Annotated in this window: 19 protein-coding genes; 12 read left to right on the top strand and 7 right to left on the bottom strand. The window is 41.4% G+C overall.

Going from position 1 to position 21240, the window contains the following annotated elements:
- The first annotated feature begins 127 nt into the window (after positions 1-127).
- Positions 128-877, top strand: a complete 750-nt coding sequence (locus tag AS141_RS16460; RefSeq protein ID WP_057938777.1) for a DeoR/GlpR family DNA-binding transcription regulator — start codon at positions 128-130, stop codon at positions 875-877.
- A gap of 148 nt (positions 878-1025) precedes the next feature.
- On the opposite strand, the gene AS141_RS16465 is transcribed toward AS141_RS16460, so the two are convergent.
- The 5 genes from AS141_RS16465 to AS141_RS16490 all read right to left on the bottom strand — a co-directional run bounded on the left by AS141_RS16465 (position 1026) and on the right by AS141_RS16490 (position 8093).
- Positions 1026-3428 carry an ABC transporter permease gene (locus AS141_RS16465; RefSeq protein ID WP_057938830.1) on the bottom strand — a complete coding sequence of 801 codons (2403 nt, stop codon included), beginning with the start codon at positions 3426-3428 and terminating at the stop codon, positions 1026-1028.
- Positions 3429-3976: 548 nt separating this feature from the next.
- On the bottom strand, positions 3977-4333 hold the full coding sequence (locus tag AS141_RS16475; protein WP_082632335.1) for a heavy-metal-associated domain-containing protein: 357 nt from the start codon (positions 4331-4333) through the stop codon (positions 3977-3979).
- An 8-nt stretch (positions 4334-4341) separates the two neighbouring features.
- On the bottom strand, positions 4342-6555 hold the full coding sequence (locus AS141_RS16480) for a TonB-dependent receptor plug domain-containing protein (RefSeq protein ID WP_057938779.1): 2214 nt from the start codon (positions 6553-6555) through the stop codon (positions 4342-4344).
- 64 nt (positions 6556-6619) lie between these two features.
- On the bottom strand, positions 6620-7003 hold the full coding sequence (locus tag AS141_RS16485) for an HYC_CC_PP family protein (RefSeq protein ID WP_198293564.1): 384 nt from the start codon (positions 7001-7003) through the stop codon (positions 6620-6622).
- A 106-nt stretch (positions 7004-7109) separates the two neighbouring features.
- Entirely contained in the window at positions 7110-8093 is a 984-nt protein-coding gene (locus AS141_RS16490; RefSeq protein WP_057938781.1) for a c-type cytochrome, read from the bottom strand.
- A gap of 316 nt (positions 8094-8409) precedes the next feature.
- Between AS141_RS16490 and AS141_RS16495 the strand changes: the two genes are divergently transcribed.
- Positions 8410-10758 (top strand): patatin-like phospholipase family protein, encoded by a 2349-nt coding sequence (locus tag AS141_RS16495; protein WP_057938832.1) that lies wholly within the window; start codon positions 8410-8412, stop codon positions 10756-10758.
- 366 nt (positions 10759-11124) lie between these two features.
- On the opposite strand, the gene AS141_RS16500 is transcribed toward AS141_RS16495, so the two are convergent.
- A complete protein-coding gene (locus tag AS141_RS16500) occupies positions 11125-12234 on the bottom strand; it encodes a glycoside hydrolase family 43 protein (protein ID WP_057938782.1) in 1110 nt (369 codons plus the stop codon).
- 202 nt (positions 12235-12436) lie between these two features.
- Here AS141_RS16500 and AS141_RS16505 point away from each other — a divergent pair, with 202 nt between their 5' ends.
- The 9 genes from AS141_RS16505 to AS141_RS16545 all read left to right on the top strand — a co-directional run bounded on the left by AS141_RS16505 (position 12437) and on the right by AS141_RS16545 (position 20270).
- Positions 12437-12994, top strand: a complete 558-nt coding sequence (locus tag AS141_RS16505) for a gluconate 2-dehydrogenase subunit 3 family protein (RefSeq protein ID WP_057938783.1) — start codon at positions 12437-12439, stop codon at positions 12992-12994.
- A 6-nt stretch (positions 12995-13000) separates the two neighbouring features.
- Positions 13001-14695, top strand: a complete 1695-nt coding sequence (locus tag AS141_RS16510; protein ID WP_057938784.1) for a GMC oxidoreductase — start codon at positions 13001-13003, stop codon at positions 14693-14695.
- A 75-nt stretch (positions 14696-14770) separates the two neighbouring features.
- A complete protein-coding gene (locus tag AS141_RS16515) occupies positions 14771-15634 on the top strand; it encodes a sugar phosphate isomerase/epimerase family protein (protein WP_057938785.1) in 864 nt (287 codons plus the stop codon).
- Between the two features lie 282 nt (positions 15635-15916).
- Entirely contained in the window at positions 15917-16867 is a 951-nt protein-coding gene (locus tag AS141_RS16520; RefSeq protein WP_057938786.1) for an NAD(P)-dependent alcohol dehydrogenase, read from the top strand.
- 104 nt (positions 16868-16971) lie between these two features.
- A complete protein-coding gene (locus tag AS141_RS27430; RefSeq protein ID WP_057938787.1) occupies positions 16972-17376 on the top strand; it encodes a phage integrase SAM-like domain-containing protein in 405 nt (134 codons plus the stop codon).
- Positions 17301-17660, top strand: a complete 360-nt coding sequence (locus tag AS141_RS26885; RefSeq protein ID WP_198293566.1) for a site-specific integrase — start codon at positions 17301-17303, stop codon at positions 17658-17660. Before AS141_RS27430 ends, AS141_RS26885 begins: the two co-directional genes overlap by 76 nt.
- Before the next feature lie 89 nt (positions 17661-17749).
- Positions 17750-19273, top strand: a complete 1524-nt coding sequence (tnpC, locus tag AS141_RS26055) for an IS66 family transposase (protein WP_082632336.1) — start codon at positions 17750-17752, stop codon at positions 19271-19273.
- Between the two features lie 19 nt (positions 19274-19292).
- Positions 19293-19517, top strand: coding sequence for a hypothetical protein (locus tag AS141_RS16540; protein ID WP_057938789.1), 225 nt, complete (start codon positions 19293-19295; stop codon positions 19515-19517).
- 246 nt (positions 19518-19763) lie between these two features.
- Positions 19764-20270, top strand: coding sequence for a tetratricopeptide repeat protein (locus AS141_RS16545; RefSeq protein ID WP_057938790.1), 507 nt, complete (start codon positions 19764-19766; stop codon positions 20268-20270).
- Positions 20271-20333: 63 nt separating this feature from the next.
- Here the strand turns inward: AS141_RS16545 and AS141_RS26635 are convergent, their stop codons facing one another.
- Entirely contained in the window at positions 20334-20486 is a 153-nt protein-coding gene (locus tag AS141_RS26635; RefSeq protein WP_157243506.1) for a hypothetical protein, read from the bottom strand.
- Positions 20487-20756: 270 nt separating this feature from the next.
- On the opposite strand from AS141_RS26635, the gene AS141_RS16550 reads away from it, so the two are divergent.
- Positions 20757-21152, top strand: coding sequence for a hypothetical protein (locus tag AS141_RS16550; RefSeq protein WP_057938791.1), 396 nt, complete (start codon positions 20757-20759; stop codon positions 21150-21152).
- Positions 21153-21240: the final 88 nt, after the last annotated feature.

Consider the following 21240-nt stretch of genomic DNA (forward strand, 5'->3'; position numbering starts at 1 on the left):
ACTACCCAGAAAATTGCAGGATAGGCAATGATGGCCCGCAATTTTTTGCCAGAAATTCCAATCAAGAAATATTTTTGCAAGTTTTTGCTGTTTTTGTTAGCTTCCCAAACTCAACCATTCTTATCCCATGCTGAAAGAAGAAAGACAGAAGTATATTTTGGACCAGGTTCATTTGCACCATCGGGTGCTGCTGAATGATTTGTCAGATTCATTGAACGTGTCCATCGATACCGTGAGACGGGATGTAAAAGAGTTGGACAAGGAAAAGAAGCTCAAAAAGGTACACGGTGGAGCGACTTCCTTCGGTTTTATGACTTTCACTAAAGATGATGGGAATATTTATCTGAAGTCAAAGAAAATTTCCATTGCTGAAAAGACAGTTTCGCTGCTTACAGATGGCCAGGTCATTTTGATGAGCGGAGGCACTACCAACATGGAAGTGGCAAAACTTATTCCTGAGAAATTGGTTTTAACAGTATTCACTCCAAGTCTTCATGTGGCGATGGCCTTACTGGATCATGAAAATGTAGAAGTGATTTTTCTAGGGGGAAAACTCCTTCATGATGCGAAGTTTGCAGTGGGTGGAACTGTTGTGAATGCGCTTTCGCAGTTACGTGTGGATTTGTGTATTCTTGGAACGGGCTATTTGGATGCAGAATTTGGCCTTACCGAATTTGATTGGGAAGTTATTCAGGTAAAGCAGGCGATGATCAGAGCTGCAAAAAAGACAATTATTTTGACCGTTTCAGATAAGCTTCATTCAGTCCAAAAATACAAGACCTGTGATATGACCGCAGTCCACACACTCGTCACTGAACTTGATCCAGCCGATCCAATGCTGGATGCTTTTCGGTCGTTTGAGTTGGTGTTGGTTTAAAATGATAATAGGGTGGTGTGGTAGTGTTATATTAATTACATTGGCCAGTGTCTTTTTTATTTAGTATGTCATCGCCGTTTTACTTTTTTGAATCTTCGAAAATCCTTTTTATGGACAAATGAGAATAGTCTTAATTCTGGTATTTGGCTCATTCATAGGTCAGTGATTTGACCGGATTGATCATTGCAACCTTGATAGTATGGACACTGACAGTTACCAAAGTGATGATCACAACAGCAAAACTCGGAAGGGCAAAAATCCACCACGATAAGGGAATCCGGGTGGCAAAATCCTGAAGCCAGGAATTCATAATCCAAATGGAAAGTGGAACTGAAAACAGAATAGCTATGAAGATCAGAATGATAAAATCTTTGGTGATCAATCGCAACAAACCAACTAATGAGGCGCCCATTACCTTACGGATTCCAATTTCTTTCGTACGCTGTATGGCTGTAAGCGAAGACAGGCCAAATAAGCCTAAGCTGGCAATAAAAATGGCTAGTGCTGTGAAAATACTGAAGATAGTTCCAAATTGTTGATCTGACTTATATTGCTGATCAAAGTGCTCATCCAAAAAGAAGTATTGAAAAGGGTTGCCTGGAAAAACTTCTTGCCAATCTGCTTCAAGAGTTGACATCAATTCTTGGATTTCCCCGGTATTTACTTTGACTGAGTAAAACCCATTTGGTGCTTCATTGTAGCGAAAGACCAAGGCATCAAATGATTTCTTGAGAGATTCCTGATGATAATCTTTCATAACGCCAACAATGTTGAATGTGTCTCCCCAAAAGAAAATCTGGTCATTGATAGCTTCTTCGGGTAAGGAAAAACCCATTAATCGGGTGGCAGTTTCGTTTAGTATAACATTCTTGTGTTCATTGGCGATGTCATCCGAAAATTCACGCCCGAAAAGCATCTTCAGACCAAAACTTTTATTGAAGGAGCCATCGGTCATGATGACCCGATATTGGTTTTGTTCATCCTCTCCCTGACTCAATCTTCGGATCCCTCCGGCATTCCAGCCAGGTTGGCTTCCTGGAACTGAAGTAGAGGCTGTCACAGAAATCACACCTGTGTTACTTGAGATATTCTGCTTGAAAACCTGATACTTTTGCCTATAAGTCGAGTCAGTTACACTTGGGGCATGAAGAACCACTGTTTGATCAATAGTAACACCTAAATCTTGATTCTGCATAAAACCAAGTTGCTGATAGACTGTAAAAGTCCCCACCATTAGGGTAATGGATGCAATGAATTGAGTGACCACCATGCCTTTTCTCAATAAAACACCTGAGTCCGAATTTTTGAATTTTCCTTTCAAAACTTCTACCGGCCGAAAAGAAGAAAGGACAAATGCCGGATATAAACCTGACATCACTGCGCCCAAAACAATCAAACCAAACAAAATCAACCAAAAAGCGGGTTGCAAAAATAACTGATATCCTAGCTCCCTTCCGGTGAGGCTGCTAAACCAAGGTGTCAGTAAAATCGCTAAGCCTGCAGCAAGAATCACTGCCATGAAATTCAAAAACAATGATTCTGTTAAAAACTGCTGAATAAGTTGGGCTCGATATCCTCCCATTACCTTGCGAATGCCCACTTCGCGCGCGCGCTCAATAGATTTTGCCGTAGAAAGATTGATGTAATTGATCCAGGCAATAATCATAATCAAAAGAGCCACGACAGACAAAAAATTAACCGACTGCCTGTTCCCATTTGGTTTAAATTCCATAATGTAATCTGAATCCAAATGAATGTCAGCTACTGGTTGAAGGTGAAATTCAATCCCGGCATTATATTTTTTCAATTCGTCACCATGGGTAGCCTGCACAAAATCCGGGAATTTGGCTTCCAGTGATTTTGCATCAGTGTTTTCCTCCAGAAGAATATAAGTCAAAAAGCCATCCCAATTCCAAGTCAAAAAAGGGTCATTCGACATTTTCTCCAACGTGATAAATGAACCCAAAGCATCAATTTTCATATGGGTATTTACTGGGAGGTCTTCAAAAACTCCAGAAATTTCAAATTCCAAGTTTCCGTTTGCCTTCAATGTTTTGCCTATAGGAATCTCATTTCCAAAATACTTTTTGGCCATAGATTGAGATAAAACCATCTTATTAGGTTCATTTAAAACTAGGGAATCAATTCCTTCGACAAGTTTTATTGAAAAAATAGTAAAGAAATCTTCTGACGCATAATATAGATTCTCTTCTTTGAAGAAAGTATCGCCAGTAGAAAGCGTAGCAGCCCTGTTGGTCAGGCGGGTATAAGCTTTAACCTCTGGGAAATGTGCTTTTAGGTCAGGTCCGATACCTGCAGCTCCTGCTGCCCATTGAGTAGAAAGTTCTCCTTTGTCATATCGGTCTTGCTGTATCCTGAAAATCCTGTCCTTTTTATCGAGGAAATTATCGTAGCTCAGCTCATGCAATACAAATTGTGAAATTAGAAGGCAAGCTAACATCCCAATAGCAAGCCCTGAGATATTGATAAAAGTAAAAGCCCTATTTTTGGAAACATGTCTCCAGAGGGAGGTGAGGTAGTTTTGAAACATAGGTATCAAAGAGTTTTCGGAATAAGAACCAAACGTTTTTATACCCCCAGATCTATACCGAAAAGAAAAATAACACCAGTTTGCTGGAAAGGGGAGTTTATAAAATTTAAGGCTGGGGTTTTCGGACAGTATTGACCGAAGACGGTCAAAAAAAATCATTTCAAGTATAATAATTTTTTGTCTAAAGCCACATGGGTGTGTCCCAAACTCATTTCGGAAGAATCTCATATGCATTATAATCATCCCTGTGTGTGATCCCGTATGCATGTGACACGCTCGATTCTAAGTGTTTAAATCCGCTCCGTCCATTCATTTTTGTCTTTACAGAAAAGAACAGAGCAAACGCTAGGAAGTTAAATTTTCATATCCATATTAGTGGCAATTCACCTTTGCGTGAAATAGAGCGAGAGAGAAAGTTTCCTTTTAGCGCCTTGGATAAAACTGGTGTTCAAGTACATTTAGGAATAAAGCAGTTTATAATGGATTGGGAAGGGGAGGCAGGCAGCATAGCTAAAAAAAAGCTTCCCGGTTCCGAGAAGCTTTTGGTCTTAATTGTCTTTTTTCTTTGGTAATTCATCATCATGAGCACCGTCCTTACAGCATTCGTCCAGCTTTGAATAGGCTTTTGGATCACGCTTCAGTGAATCTGCATTGTAGCCTACCATGGTCACACGCTTTCTGAGCTTGTCTGGATCGGTTTTAGAATCCAAATAGGCAATGTTCAACACTTTGGTATCCAAATCAAGATTCACGGATTTCACACCTTTTTCGAAGGTAAGATCCTTTTCCAATGTAGCCTTGCACATCTCACAGATGGCTGATGTTTTGATGCCGATTGTTTTCACCTGCGCCTGGGCAGCAAATGCAAAAATCGCAATAAACAAGGTTAAGATTAGCTTTTTCATAGTCTTTATTAGTTGATTTTATATCTGACTCCAGTGTAAATGACTCTTCCGGCTATTGGTCCCCACGTCATGGAAGCATCGAAATTTTGTCCGAAAGGATTTTCCGGATCAATGATTGGATTTGATTGCTTGAAATTTAAGATGTTTTCTCCACCTAAGTAGATGCTACCCCAGCGAAATCCACGGCTAATCTGGGCATTTAACATGAAGAAATCAGGAGATTTACTTGGCTGATGGAATTCTACAGGACTTCCACTTGTATCAGGAATTCTCATTGGCCCATTCCAGTTTACAGTCATGTCTGCTTTCCACTTATCATATTTGGTAGCGTAGGCCAAATTCATGAAAAAGCGGTCCTGACTTTGATAGGGGACTTGCTGTAGGATACCATTAGTGGTCATGAGGTTTTCATAGTGTTTATAGGCTGTTTTAATAGCCAACTTTTCAGTCACTGGATAACTCGCTTCCACCTGAAAGCTGCGGGCAAATGAGCCATTTTGCAGATTATTGATCACCAGTAAACTGGAACTTATGTCTTGATCGTACACTAGTTGGTTTTCGAAAGTAGTGTAGAAATAATCCGTCACAAGGCTTAATGGTTTATCCTTAATACTGAAAATTCCAGCGAGACTGATTCCTGTGTTCCAACTGACTTCAGGTTGCAGTGCAGCATTGAAAATAATATCCCTGGAAGAAACCCATACCATGCTGTTTTCCATCAAGGCATTGGGGGTTCTATATCCTTTTCCTACAGATCCTCTTACTGTCCATTTTGGGATAAATTCCCATCTGGCATGTATTCTAGGTGTAAAATAAGTGCCAAATAGATTATGAAAATCCGTTCGCGCTCCAGCTACAAGAGTGATTTTATCAGTTGGAATAAAATTATATTCGAAGAAAAGCCCTGGTACTTTTTCTGTTCGATACATTGTCGTATCCAGGCCCGTTGGCGTATTAGAATCAAAGCTTTCTTCAATATCATCGTAAAGAATGCTAGCTCCGGTCTTGTATTGGTGAAAGCTTGAACCGATGATATTCTGGTAAATGAAATTCCCGTAAGCAGTCTTCTCAATGCCTTGATATAATCTTCTTCCTGCGCCGCCATTGAAATTCTGATAGGATAGGGAATATTGAAAACCCCAGCTCTGGGTGGGGTTCTCTGGGTAGATCATTCCAAGTTTGCCAAAAATCTCAGCTTTTCGGGTGTCCATTTCGTAGCCATACATGGTACTTGTGGATAGGTCACTGTTGACACCGAAACCTTTTTGCCCACCGGCATTATCTGACATAAATAGATTTACACCAATCTGCGCCATCAGCCGATCACCTTCATACTTATATCGATTTAGGAAATTTAGCTGCCTTGCTTTTGGCAAATCCATAAAACCATCGTCATTCCCATCTACTTCCGTGTTCAGTTGACTTGCATGAAACAATACTCCCGAGCTCCATTTATCACTGATTGGAATCTGATGATTTGCATTGATTTCCATCCTTCCAAAGGAATTAAGATAGCCATTGAGGTACCAGGTATCCATGGATTCGGGTTTGAAAAGATCCACGTTGATCTGGCCGGTCATAGATTCGTAGCCGTTGATTACAGTTCCGGCTCCCTTGCCTACATCAATGGATTGGATCCATGTTCCGGGTACAAAGGTGAGGCCCAATCTGGAATTCAATCCACGGATATTCGGAATTCCTTCCCTACTGATCAGCACATAACGACCGTCAAGGCCCATCATCTGGATCATCTTGGTGCCAGTGACAGCGTCTGCATAGGAGACATCCACTGACGCATTTGTCTCAAAACTCTCAGAGAGATTGCAGCAAGCGGCTTTCTGGAGTTCGTTTTCGGTGATAAGAATATTGAGGAAAGGGGCTTCGTCTACCACTGATTCAGATCTTGCCTTGACGGTCACCTGATCCAGTGCTTTGCCACTTTCTTCCAACGTAATGAGCATTTCACTATCAAATATAGGGGCTAAAGTGTCCTGTTCGTACCCAAGATAGGATACGACCAATCGGTCAGATTGCCGAACATTTTCCAACTCAAAGTGACCGTCTATATTAGTGATGGCTCCCTGTTCTTTGTCCAAAAGTTTGATGCTTGCCCCGATCAGAGACTCTTTGGAGGCCGATTGTACTTTACCTTTGACTATGTTTTGTGCCAAAAGAAGAGAAGAAACAATCATGCATCCTATAAATAGAATTATTGATTTCATATAGAATTGCTTGTGTATAACTAGATTACATTTCGCTTAGGGCGAATAAAAAATCAAGCAGTTCTTAAATCAGAAAGGATTGGTAAAGGATATTCAGATCAGGTATCGGCCGATCTGGGAAGAGGTATTCGGGGTTTGGAATATGAACAGCTTCAAGCTGAATGCCGGGAAAAGTAAGCACGTATGCCAACACAAATTCCGGAGAAAGCTGGATATGAAACTGTGCCTTGCCGAAATAGTCATCGGAATCAGATGAAGTATACTCATCAGAACAGCAATCCGGATCAGGGATTTTCTCTAAAGCCCCTCCACAACAATCGATTTGCCCGGGAGCTACAGTGACTTCGGTGCTTTTCAATTCATCTCCACAGTAATGCGCCGCCAAGGTCAAGTTAACCTGACCTGTCAGGAAAAATAGGAGCATTATAGATGAGATGATTGATTTCATACAGTAGGCAAAGGTCGGGATTTCATTTTAAATAGAAAAACCTACCATTTTTACGTGAAGTAAGAAGGTAGGTTTAATAATTACTGGGTTTGATAATTTCTATCTATTAGAAAGGAGGGGAGAATCTTACTACCTGATTTGGTATTGGGTCAACGGTTTTTAAGTATATGTAAATCGCCTCCAGGTCGTCTTCCTCCATTCCTGCGTACATTACCCAAGGCATTATCGAGTTGAATTCTCCAGGGGCAACTTCTGGCAAATGATAATTTGAATCCAAGTATTGTTTGAATTTGCCTACAAACATTTCTTTAGACCAATTGCCAATACCTGTCTGGCTGTCTTGTGTAATATTGGAAGAACGGACAATTGATCCGTCCGGAAAGGAAAATTCACGGCCGCCAGAAAATTCCTTTCCTGGAACGATCACACCTTTGCCATCTACGGGTGTATGACATTCTTTACAGGCGGCCGCATTGATAAGGTATTTCCCATATGCAATTTGATTAGATTTTTCTGGCTTTTCTTCAGGTGTCCCATCTGTTGGAATAGTCTTTAGAATAAAATTCACAGGGAAATCTGCTTTAGAATCCGGTACTTCATTCTCCACTGGATCCAACGAGCGTATGTAAGCAATAATGTCGTAAATATCCTCTTGATCCATCCTTCCATAATAGGAGTATGGCATTAGTGGAAACATTGGTCTGCCTTCATTGGTAACTCCCGTAGTGATTAGTCGATAAAGCTCCCCATCAGAATAATCTGAAATACCTGTTGGAGTGATATTTTTTGCATAAAACACCCCTGGAAAACCCATGTTTTGGTCAAATCTATCACCGCCTGCTCCCAGCGTTCCTGGTTTGATGGGGCCTGAAAAAAGGGAGAAATCCCGAGTAGAATGACAGTCCACACATACGGTCACATGATTTGCTAGGTAAGCTCCCCGACCTACCCTGTCTGGAGTTTTTTCAATTGTCAATTCAGGGGCCGATTTGACTTTTGGAAATGTAAAATTGACAAAGGCGACTCCAATAAGGATAAGTAAAATCAGCGTGCCTAAGGTGTAGGTAAGAATTGTAATTGCCTTTTTCATAATTAAAAATGTTTTTTGTGTATGAAAATTTACATCTTAAAATAATCATTTGTTAGAGCGCAAGTTGAAAAATTATTTTCATCTTGGAAGTATTCAAATAAACATTAGAATACTTCCAGATTTGCTGGGTTTAAAGGTCATGGTTTGTTATTTCTTCTTTAATTTATGGAGTTTCTTATGAGTGATTTGCGAAAAATCAAAAAATTATAAAGAATGGCGCGATTTGGAATTTTGGAAAAGCTGTTTATATTTTCTGATCCATCGGAGCTACTTTGAAAAATATACACCACTTTTAGTAGCAAACATTTTTATCCAAATGCTCAGAAACTTCATCCTTCTAATTTTTATTTTAATCTGTCTGGCTTTTCGACAGGTATTCGCCCAAACAAGTAAAACTGCTCCTGCGGGAAGCAATTCTGCTAAAATAGGTTTGGTGCTTTCCGGTGGGGGGGCAAAGGGGATCGCACATGTAGGAATCCTCAAATCTCTGGAGAAAGCTGGGATAAAGCCTGACTATATAGTAGGCACAAGTATGGGGGCCGTGGTGGGAGGACTCTATTCTTTAGGATATAGTGCAGACCAACTTGAGGAAATCATCAAAAATATTGATTGGGGATTGGTGATCAGTAACCGGGTGAGCTTTAAGGAAATTGCTTTTGAAGAGAAGGAATATTATAACAGGTACTTACTCGAGTTTCCTGTAGTTGATGGAAAGATTGCATTTCCCTCTGGGCTGATAGAAGGACAGGTGCTTTCTGATGTATTGCATTATTTTACCTGGCCGGCAAATTCTTATGAGAGCTTTGACGATTTTCCTATTCCTTTCCGATGTGTAGCTACCGATATCCGAACTGGTAAAGCAGTTGTGTTTGACAGAGGGTATCTTCAGGATGCGATCCGCGCATCAATTGCTATTCCTACAGCTTTTACCGCTTTCGAATTGGACAGTACTTCCGTAATAGATGGTGGGGTGGTGAATAATTTCCCAGTGGACATTGTGCGGGAAATGGGAGCAGATATTGTGATCGGGGTGAATGTGAGTTTTGAAGATTTTCAGGAAATCGACCAGCTCGGTGGTTTTGGTGGAATTTTGATGCAGATTGCCATGGCCCCTTCGCTGAGTGTAACACAAGCACATATTGACGCTACAGATATTTATATTAAACCTGATTTGAAAGACTTTTCTACCGGTAGCTTTTCTGCATTCCGGGAAATATTGGACTTAGGGATCAAAACCGGGGAAGAATTCTACCCACAGTTTCAACATTTGGCAGATAGTCTGGGAAGAAAAGATTTGGCAGAAGGACTGAGGGAAGTGAAAGAATCCGTAAGATTAGGTGAGCTTTCAATTGTCGGAAACAGGCTTTTTTCCAAAGACCTGATCAGATCAAAACTCAACATGAAAAAAGGAGGTCTTGTGAGCCGCGAGGAATTGGAAGCCGGGGTACGAAGGGTATTTGGGATGAATGGCTTTTATAAAGTAGACTATACCCTTGCCAAAGGATTAGATGATGAGTATGATATGAAAATCCGGATCAAAGAGAAGCCCAGCATACTCCTTAGTACGGCGATACATTACGATAATCAGTTTTCCGCTGGAGTGCTATTGAATCTTACGGCTAGAGATGCGCTGGGTCACAATTCTCGTACAGTTTTGCTAGCCGATGTATCTGAAAACCCAAAGCTTAGGCTAGATTATTACAAATACACCGGTGTAAATAAGAAATTTGCATTTAATCTGCGGGCAAATTATATCCGACAGCAATTGCCGATTTATGAAAATGGAGAGGTAGAGCAAATCGAAAGAGGCAGAAACACGCGCATAGAAGCACAGATGATTTCCACATCTTCGTTAAAGCAAGCGTTTTATGTAGGTGGAGTATTTGATTTGTATAAATCAAAGTACAGGTTTTCGATTTCGGATATAGAGGACTTGAAAAGTGCCTATCAGAATTATTTTGGTGGGCGAGTGAAATATTACAGAAATTCCCAGAATGACCGGAATTTCCCTACAAAGGGAGCAGAAAGCCTTCTTCAGGCTACGCTCCATTTCAAAGACTGGTTGGGAGTCAATCTTCATCCAGGTGTGGATTCGGTGCAGATCAATACCGGTTCAGGATCAATGCGAGTACCAAGAAGCTATCTGGAAGAATTTATCGATGACATTACACCAAATCCCTATCTGACCATTCTAGGTAGATATTCAAAGCTTTTTCCCATCGGTGTAAAGTGGCAGTTTGTTCCGGAAGTTGCCGGTGCTATGGTCATTTCAAATGAGGATGAAGATAAGATTTTTAGCCAAAATTTTGTTGGTGGATATCAAAACATTCGATTTACCGATACAAGGTTTTGGGGCTTGAATTATGCAGAGGTTCAGACCAGCAATTACTTAAAACTTGGTGCAGATTTTCAATTTATCCCCTTCAATAAGATTTATCTTAGAGCTGGAGCGAATGTGCTGGGCTTCAGTGAACATCTGCCATTGAATGATCCTGATTTTTTTAACCAGTTATTGCAGGAAGATCATTACTTCGGCTATGGGGCGGATATTTCCTATCAGTCTTTTTTAGGACCTATCAGTGCGGGGCTCAGTTCCAACTCCAAAGACCATAAACTCAGGGCATATTTTTCGTTGGGATTTTCATTTAATTATACAGATAGGTAGTTTACGGTTCCAATATGCTAAAGAGGATTTTTGTCAGGCTTTAGGGGAACACGCTACTTCATTTTTTATTCTTTCCACTGAAAAGTGTAGTGGTTTTTCTCATGTAAGTACGTATTGGTTTACATAGACTAACGTAAAAATAAAAAGGAGTCATTTTGGGTGAAGGCACTAAAAAAAACTACTTCTAAAAAAATGGCTTATGAAGATATGAATTCATAAGTCATTCTGCTTTAGCTAGTTGGGGATTTCTGTTCACCAGTTCGCAAATAAACGATTCTCAGAGGGCTAATTTATATTTTCACACCTATTTGATGGACTTTTTTAATGCCCCCTTTGGTTACTCTTATTTTATAAATGAAGTTTGTTTTACTTTCCTTGCCTGACTGGTTCTATTTTCTGAATGCTTCCATTTTCCAAATGGCTCAATGGGGCCACTTTGATATTTCTAAGATGTGTTTTTCCAGAAAGTTGGGTGTCATGATAGAAAATAAACCAGTTCCCGTCCACTTCTACAATCGAATGGTGGTTAGTCCATCCTTCCACAGGATTCAATACTACACCTTGGTAAGTAAACGGGCCATAGGGATTGTCTCCTGTGGCATAAGCGATGAAGTGAGTGTCTCCTGTGGAATAGGATAAATAATAAGTTTCGTTGAATTTATGAACCCAGGCAGCTTCGAAGAATCGTCTATTATTGTCCCCGTTCAGAAGCTCATTTCCATTTTTGTCCAGAATCTTGATTTCCTTTGGTGTCTCAGCAAACTGCAACATATCTCCACTCATTTTGGCAATGATAGGTCCTAAAGCAGGCTCATCGTCCGCTGGAAGTCCGTCTGTAGGAGCATTCCCTTTATCTTCAAATTTATTGTTTCTATACTTCTGCAATTGTCCACCCCAAATGCCGCCGAAATACATGTAGTACTCACCATCACTATCCTGAAAAACGGCTGGGTCTATGCTGTAACTTCCTTTGATCGGCTCTGGCTGTGCTGTGAATGGACCTTTTGGTGAGTCACCTACCGCTACACCTATTTTGAAGATATCATTTTTATCTTTCGCGGGAAAATACAGGTAATATTTACCATCTTTTTCAGCTGCGTCCGGTGCCCAAAGTTGTCTTTTTGCCCAAGGAATATCCTCCACCCCCAGTACTTTTCCATGAGCTATAATTGCTCCGTTAGGTGAATCCATTGAATAAACATGGTAATCCATCATATTGAAATGTGCTCCCAGATCATCCTCAGGCACATCGGACTCCACATCATGTGATGGATAGATGTAGATCTTCCCATCAAATACATGTGCCGATGGATCTGCAGTGTAATGATCTGAAATCAAAGGCTGTGAAAGATACTTGGATGTGGTATCTGCTACTTCAGTTTCGGTGACCGTTTCGGTAGTTTCCGTAGGTTTGGAGCAGGATGCAAGTAACGTTACCGCCGCTAAAGCAGGCAGGGATCTAAATAGGTTTTTCATAAATAGGTTTGTTTGTTAATCAGTGTTCAAGATAATTTGAATTTTAGATTATTCTACCATTTTTGGTGGAAAGACTAAGTCTTTAAAAAATCTCATCGTGCTGAAAACCACTGATCCAGCTGTTCTGCCTTTGGAGGATTTGATGTTTTGTATAGTAATGAATTCTGTATATTGGAATCAATAAAACCCAATCTAACCTATTATGAACCGAAGAAGGTCCCTCAAAATACTGGGTGGAACTGCCGTTGGAATTGCCGGACTCGTGCTGGCAGACTGGAAGTGGCAGCTGCTCGACGGAATGAATCACAGCGGGTTTTTCACCGTAAAAGAAGAAAAGCTCATTTCTGCGATTGCAGACACCATCATTCCGGAAGGTTTACCTCCCAACACCCCATCACCAGATGCCAAACCAATTGGAGCACTCAGCACAGGTACTGATGTTTATCTGATGAAACTTTTTGAGCACTGTTACTCAAAGGAAGATCAGGATCAAATCAAAGTTCAATTGGCTGCATTGGACTCTCATGCAGGGAGTAAATTAGCTAAAAGCTTTTATAAACTTCCTCAAGAAAATAGAGAATCACTTTTACTTTCATTGGCCTCTTCTGAAAATGAAGGCGACCGTGAGTTTTTTGATTTAATGAAATCTGAAACGATTACAGGATTTACCACCGTCAAAGAAGTCATGGTGGGCTATAGAAATTACAAAGTCGCGCCGGGATATTATCACGGCTGCGTTGATCTACCTGCCCAAACCTAATCAGATATGCTACAAGATTCAAAAGAGAAAAGAACCTATGACGCAATCGTAATAGGTTCCGGTGCCAGTGGAGGTTGGGCTGCCAAAGAACTTACAGAAAAAGGTCTAAAAACTCTTGTGTTAGAGCGGGGCAGAATGGTCAAACATATTGAGGATTACCCGACCGCATCGAAAGCTCCTTGGGAGTTTGAGTTTCGAGGTGCTGTACCATTGGAGAAGAGGGCAGGAGTTGGCGGAAGCCGCTGGCTACGCGAAGAAACAGCGCATTGGGCCTTAGCTGAAGATGAGCAACCGATCATTCAGGAGAAGCCATTTCGTTGGTTTCGGGGTTACCATGTAGGAGGGAAGTCGCTGCTATGGGCAAGAGCTACCCAGCGGTGGAGTGATTTTGATTACGAAGGCCCGGCACGCGATGGATTTGCCGTTGATTGGCCTATCCGCTACAAAGACATGGAGCCTTGGTATGCTTATGTGGAAAGATTTGCAGGAATCGCCGGGAATAAGGATGGACTTGCCGAATTGCCGGATTCTGAGGTGATGCCTGGATTTGAGTTAAGTTGTATAGAACGCTATTACAAAGAGCAATTGGCTTCCAATTTTGAAAACAGGTATTTGATCCAAGGCCGATGTGCGCATCTTACAGATCCACAGGAAATCCATCGTAAACAAGGAAGAAATAAGTGTCAACATCAGGGGATGTGCAATCGTGGCTGTATTTACGGAGGCTACTTTTCTGCAAATGCTTCCACATTGCCTTGGGCAGAAAAGACAGGAAATCTGACTGTTCGTCCAGATGCTGTGGTGGAGTCGATTATTTATGATGACGCCAAAGGCAAAGCTACTGGCGTCAGAATTATCGATAGAAATAGGAAAGAAGCAGTCGAGTTTTATGCCAAAATAATCTTCGTGAATGCTTCTACGATAGCCTCAAACGCCATTTTGCTTAATTCAAAATCTTCTACTTTTTCTGCAGGAATAGGAAATGAAAATGGGTTAATGGGTAAATTCCTGGCCTGTCATAACTATCGGGGAAAAGGAAATGCAAGCTATGAAGGCTTCGTGGATAAATTCAATGATGGAAGAAATCCCGGCCATGCCTACGTACCTAGATTCAGAAATGTATTCAAGCAAGACACAGATTTCCTAAGAGGATATTCGATAGGCATGTCCGGCGGTCGTGGTTTGGGATCAGATACCACAATGATCGGCGATCAGCTACGTGATAACCTGCTCAATCAAAAATATGGAATTTGGCATATGGCTGCCTGGATGCAGGGTGAAACAGTTCCTGTGGAGGATAATCATGTTCGACTTAGCACAGATCAAGTAGACAACTATGGTATCCCGCAAATCATCCTTTCGGTAGAGTGGAAAGAAAATGACGATAAAATGGTGGCGGACTTCGTGGAGCAGCAGACGCTGATGTACGAAAAAGCAGGTTTCACCAATATCAAAGTGGAAGATTCCCATTCAGACCCAGGTTCGGATATTCATGAGATGGGCGGGGTGAGAATGGGGCATGATCCCAAAACTTCCCTGCTGAACAAATACAATCAATTGCATCATTGCAAAAATGTTTTTGTCACTGATGGCGCCTGTATGACAAGTACCAGCACCCAAAACCCTACACTGACCTTCATGGCTTTGACGGCTCGCGCTGCTAATTATGCGGTAGATGAATTAAATCGCCAGAATCTTTAATGGATAAAGAAACAGTTCGCAGACTGTGGTTATGAATCTTTCCCGCTTAAAAACTTACACTTTTACAACCTTGAAATGAAAAAAACAAACCTACTACTGCTAGCCGTTTTAGTGCTCGGCTTGCTTCCCATGCTAGTATTTGGGCAGAAGAAAGGAGATCCACTTCTGCAAACGCCACTTGGCGTGCAATCCTATTCTTTTCGAAATCATTGGGCAAATGGAGTAGAGTCTACCTTGGACATAATTCAGAAAATGGGTTTTACCGAGTTGGAAGGTGGTGCACCTAAAGGAATCGCTACAGAAGAGTTTCTTAAGCTTTGCAAAGAAAGAGGGATTAATATTCCGTCCACAGGAACTGGATTTGAACAATTGGAGTCCGATCCTCAGATGGTGGCTGATCGGGTAAAAGAGCTTGGGGCAAAATATGTGATGGTTGCTTGGCTACCTCATGATGGTGACTTCACCAAGGAGAATGCAGACCGCGCAATCAAGGCCTTTAATGAGGGAGGGAAAGTGCTGGCTGAAAATGGAATCACATTTATGTACCATGTGCATGGCTATGAATTCCAGCCATATGGTAAGGGTACCTTATTCGACTACATCGTCAGGAACACTGATCCGGCATATGTTTCCTTCCAAATGGATGTAATGTGGACTCATTTTGGTGGGGGAGATCCTGTGAATTTACTTAAAAAATATGGGAAGAGGTGGGTTTCCCTACACCTGAAAGATTTTCGTAAAGGAGCGGCAAAAGACATGACCGGTCTAACGGGGCCTGAAAATGATGTGGTGCTGGGCACAGGTGAACTGGATATTCCAGGTATTCTTCGCGAATCTAACAAGCTTGGTATCAAGCATATGTTCATCGAAGATGAAAGCGATGAGGAATTGGTGAATCTTCCAAAAAGCATTGCTTATCTGCGAAGCTTAACTTATTAAAATACAGGAATTGCCCATACAGAACTCAGCTTGTGCCATTTGTGGTCATAAAATCACTTTTCCCGGTAAAAGCTTTAAATTAACCCTGAAAAGCGCTCTTCTCCTTGTTTAAAAGACAACAGTCAGTGCCAGCTTTTGCGACAAATACTTAATTCGGCTTCTTTTCATGAAATCTAGTTGTTCCAAATGCAAAGAATTAAGAATAAGCCCCAACTTCTTAAGTGAAGAGAAGTGCAATACGAGGATAAAAGTTAATTCGATCTTGGAAATTGCCTGAAACGGATGAAAGCAATTACGAAAACAAAATATGGAGGGCCAGAGGTACTTCAATTGGAAGAAGTTGAAAAGCCATATCTGAAAGATGGTCATATTCTGGTTAAAGTTATAGCTAATTCAGCCAATCCCGCTGACTGGCATAGTCTTCGAGGAGAACCTTTTTTTGCGCGATTTTCTTTTGGGTTGTTTAAGCCCAAAGATAAAATTTTGGGAGCTGATTTTTCTGGGATTGTAGAAGCCGTAGGAAAGAATGTTGAACAGTTTAAGGTTGGAGATCGGGTATTTGGGGAGTCTTTGCAAGGTGGTGCTTTCGCTGAATACACTTGTGCAGCGGCTAATGTTTGTGCCCTGATGCCAGCTGCGGCAAGTTTTCCTGAAATGGCTGCTGTGCCCATCGCGGGATTAACTGCTTTGCAGTCGCTCATCACTCATGGGAAACTCAAAAGAGGTGAATCGGTTTTAATCAATGGTTCCTCGGGAGGGGTCGGTCATTTTACAGTGCAAATTGCAAAGGCCTATGGGGCAAAAGTAACAGCTGTCTGTTCGAGTAAAAACATTGAATTCGTAAAGATATTAGGTGCCGATCAGGTTATTGCCTATGACAAAGAAAACATTTCTCAACATGATGGGAAATATGACTTGATTATTGATACGCATGGCAATCTATCCCATCAAGACTACAAGCGTATGGGGAAGCGAGGTGTTATGGTAGGTTTCACAACAATGGGGAATATGCTTTCGGTACTTATAAATACTGCTTTCAGCAAATTTCCTTTGGCTCAATTTACGGCAGAGGCAAACACTAAAGATTTGGAAACGCTGGCAACTTTAATCCAGGACAAGAAAATCAAAGCTCACCTGGAAAAGACCTATTCTTATCATGAAATACCCGAAGCCATACGTTACATCGAAGCCATGCATACTAAAGGTAAAGTGGCAATGGTCTGGGGAAACTAAAATACAAGCCAATAATAACCAGATTCTAGTTGGATGAATAGTTTCAATCAACTACTGCTGTGCCGGGCCCACCGGAAAGTAACTGATCCAATTTGACCCTTAAAATGGAGGATTTAAAATTTCAACAAAAATTGGGAAGCATATCATGTTATAAGTCTAGTTATAATTCCCTGAAATTGTTTTTGTCTGATACAAGATCCCGAGTTCCAAAGCAATTACATTTTTCAGAAATAACCCCTAAATTCCTTCAACGCTATGAAAAATGGATGATTGACAAAGGAAAGTCAAGGTCGACAGTAGGGATTTATTTGAGGCCTTTAAGGCATCTTTTTAATGTTGCCAAACCTTCAAACTATCCTTTTGGGAAAGATGGTTATGTCATCCCGAAAGGGAGAAATAAAAAAAAGCAATTAATAAGGATGGACTCAAACTTTTGTTTGAAACCCAACCAGAAAATGAATTTCAAGAGAAAGCCAAAGATTTTTGGTTCTTTTCATACCTCTGCATAGGGATGAACATGAAAGACATTCTCTATTTGAAATGGGAACAGGTTAAACCGAACCATCTTGAGTTTGTAAGGGAAAAAACTAAGAACACTACAGATGAGGTCATTGTCATTTGTGTACCTCTAACAGATTTTTCCAAAGGGGTAATTGAAAAATACTCCAATAATCAGAGGGCTAAGAATGACTATATATTTCCTGTCCTTAACCATTCTATGAACGAGGAAGAAAAATTCAAAGCCAAGCAAAATTTTACAAGGTTAGTTAATCAGCACATGAAGACACGCTGATATCCGCACAACAAAATCCTATATCGATAGCATCATGGATGAAGAAAGTGAGCAGAAATTGATTGACTTTTTTGGCGTATATTTAGGCCATGGAAAACAAGGAGACGGACTACAAAAAACTGTATGAAGAGACCTTGTTGGTGCTGTCCGAAAAAGAAGGGATCCTTGCTGAAAAAGACCATGTGATCGCCGATCTGGGCTTCGAGCTGGATAAACTGCGTAGGTATATTTTTGGGTTTAAGAGCGAGAAACGCAACGGCAGTGCCGGTGACAACCAGATGGGGCTGTTTGAGCTTGGTGTCACCCAATCAATACAGGAAGAGCTGTCCTGCACCGTGGAGCAGCAGAAACCCGCACCGAAGAAACGGGCCAAAGGGACCGGTCGTATGAGCCTTCCTGAAGAACTGACCAGGGAAGAGATCATCATAGAACCGTCTGAGTCCACCGAAGGCTGCACAAAGATCGGGGAAGAAGTGACCGAGGTATTGGAAATCGAGCCTGCTTTTTTCTATGTGAAACGCTATGTACGCCCAAAGTATGCCAGACCAAATGGCGAAGGCATTCTGATCGGCATGCTTCCTGACCGGGTAATCGAAAAGGGCATCCCTTCCGAATCGGTCGTCGCCCAGCTCACTGTTGACAAATACGTTTATGGGATGCCGCTGCACCGGCAGATCGACAAATACAGTAAAATGGGAGTCCGGATCCCCGCTTCCAGCGCCTCTGACTGGTTGATGCGGGGATGGGAACAGCTCAAGCCGCTCTGGGAGCTTCTCCGCCTGGTCGTCTTCTCCCATAAATATCTCCAGGCAGATGAAAGCCCCCTAAAGGTGCTGGACAGGGACCATAAAAACGGAATCCATAAAGGGTACATGTGGTTGTACCATGCCCCTGTGGACAGGCTTGTTCTGTTTGACTACCGAAAAGGGCGGGACAGTTCCGGTCCCGAAGAAATGCTTGCCGGATTTAAGGGGATTCTCCAGACGGATGGGTATAAGGTGTATGCTTCCCTGTATGCGGACCATCCGGATATCCTGTTGACATTTTGTATGGCTCACGCGAGACGCTATTTTGTCAATGCGGTCAAAGATGATGAGAAGCAGGCCAACTATGTCCTGGATGAAATGCAGTTGCTGTATGCCTTGGAGAAGCGGATGAGGGAGCAGGAACTGAACTGGGAGCAACGGACAGAGGAAAGAAAGAAACACGCACGTCCTGTCCTGGACAGGCTGGAGAAATGGCTCAAGGAGAACCAATACAAGTATAGACCCAAGAGTCCGATGGGAGAAGCCATTGACTATACACTGCCCAGATGGGCGGGACTGAGTGCGTACGAGCTCCATGGCCAGATGGAGATAGATAATAATTTAGTTGAGAATGCAGTGAGACCGTTTGCAATCGGCAGGAAATCGTTTTTGTTCGCTGGATCCCATCAGGCAGCAGAGATGGCTGCAGGGATGTACTCCTTTATGGCCAGCTGCAAAAAGAACAACATCAATGAATTTGAATGGCTGAAGGATGTGTTTGAAAGAATCCAGAGTATTAAACAAAAAGACCTGCACCAACTTCTTCCCTCAAACTGGAAACAGCATAGGCCTAAACCGATTCTTTGAATTTCCTAGCCCATATACTATGGGTTCCTCGGATGGATACAATGAAACAAGGCAAATTGTGACAAAAGCTTGGATTGGGAAAGACGGACAAGATGAATATGAAATGACGATTCGATTTGGTCAATATGCCTTGGGTCGATATGCGAAAGGAACTGAAATGATTGACTGCATTCCAAGCTCGGACTCGATGGATTGGATTGACATTGAACCAGAAAACAAGAGAATTGAAATAAGATTAAAATAAAAAAAGCCGACACCACAATGAGTAGACGGCCGTGAGCCATAAGCCCACGGTGCGCCTCTGTCAAATATGCTTTGTCCCTGCAGCTGGGCTTTTGATTTCTAATAAAAATATTCAAAGCCCGCTTGATGGGATCGACTAAATTCTTAATTTGGTCGCAGCAGAATCCCCGAAAACTTGCGGACTATGGTGATATAGACGCAACGGTAGTTGGATTGCTGAGACCACATGTGTTAACCGAAACTTACATTGATAAAAGTCATTCAGAATATCAAGTCAGCATCTAAAGCAAGAGAACTTCTCGAGGAGCAAAAATTCTATGACTGCATAGAACTGTGTAATACTCAAATTGAATCCTCACCCAATGATTATTATAGTTTCTATTATAGAGGACAATGCAAGACACATTTAAAGTTGTATGATGAGGCCATTGAGGATTTCGAGAAAGCCTTGGTCAATGCAGATAAAAATGTATTTCAAAAACTAATGTTAGAAGAAAAACAGAAAATTGAAGTTCTAATAGCAAACATTTATAGAAGACAGAGGAAAACAGACAAGGCGCTCGAAAGGCTAGAGAAGCTCATAAATGATCACCCACAATTTTCAGGCGGATATGCTGAAAAGGCAGGAATTTTATCTGACCAAGGACATTTTCAATTAGCACTTGACTACATTAACATGTCCATTAAACATTCTCCTAAGGATAAGAAATTGATCGTTTTCAGAGCAGAATTAATCAAATTCATCACTAGTTGAATAAATCGACAGATGCGGCTTACAAAACCTATTATCAAACATGGCAGTAGGAATCCTAAGAGATTAAATTTTCACATCCTCGGTCTCAAACTCCTTGCTTGATACTGTTTCTTTTTGCGGAAGTTCGGGTTCTGAGTTGATCAGCATTCCCAAGCCTCTTTGTTTTGCCCCTAGGTTTTTATTGCCCTTGCTCGGGTCGTTTAGCTTCTTAGCCATTTTGTGCTCAGCTTAGTTTTGTGATATTTTCCTCGACTAGCGTTTCATAGTACTTCGCTCCGTTTGATTCAGGCTCATACTCAAATATGCTTTGATTCTGCGGCTGGACTTTAGATTCCAAATAAAACTATTCAAAGACCGCTTGATGGGATCGACGAAATACTTAATTTGGTTGCAGAATAGACCCAAAGACCTTTGGACAATGGTGATATAGGTGCAATAGGGCAATGGGAGTTTGATATATAAGTTGTTGTGCTTCATGCGGAAAAAATGAAATCTGAGATTAAAATAAAAGTCCTCGATATTGACCAAGGAGATGATACCATCCATTTCCAAGGCTTCTTTAGCAATGAACTCTGTTCAACTACTTTGGAATTTTATGGCTACTCTGACGAATTTCAAGATTTCGCGAATAATCTGACTGAATTTCCCAGAACAACTAAGGATAAAGTAACTTGTAAACTTGGAGAAAAAGGAGACAGATGGGCATACTATCTCTTGATTGAAGCTTACTGCGTTGAAACAAATGGACGTTCTGCTTTGAAAATTGAAGCAATTAACAGCGGGACGGGACCTTCACATCACGAATCAAAATTTGAAATCGAATCAGAACCAGCTTCGTTGAACAGACTTGGAAATAGGCTAAAGACTTGGTGTGATCGGTAAATAACAATGCACCACTTTCGGTAAATAAGAATACACCACTAATGGCAACAAGAGTGCACCAAAAGTAATCCCTGAGGGGCATGCCCCT

Source organism: Algoriphagus resistens (assembly GCF_001442615.1).
Lineage (GTDB): Bacteria > Bacteroidota > Bacteroidia > Cytophagales > Cyclobacteriaceae > Algoriphagus > Algoriphagus resistens.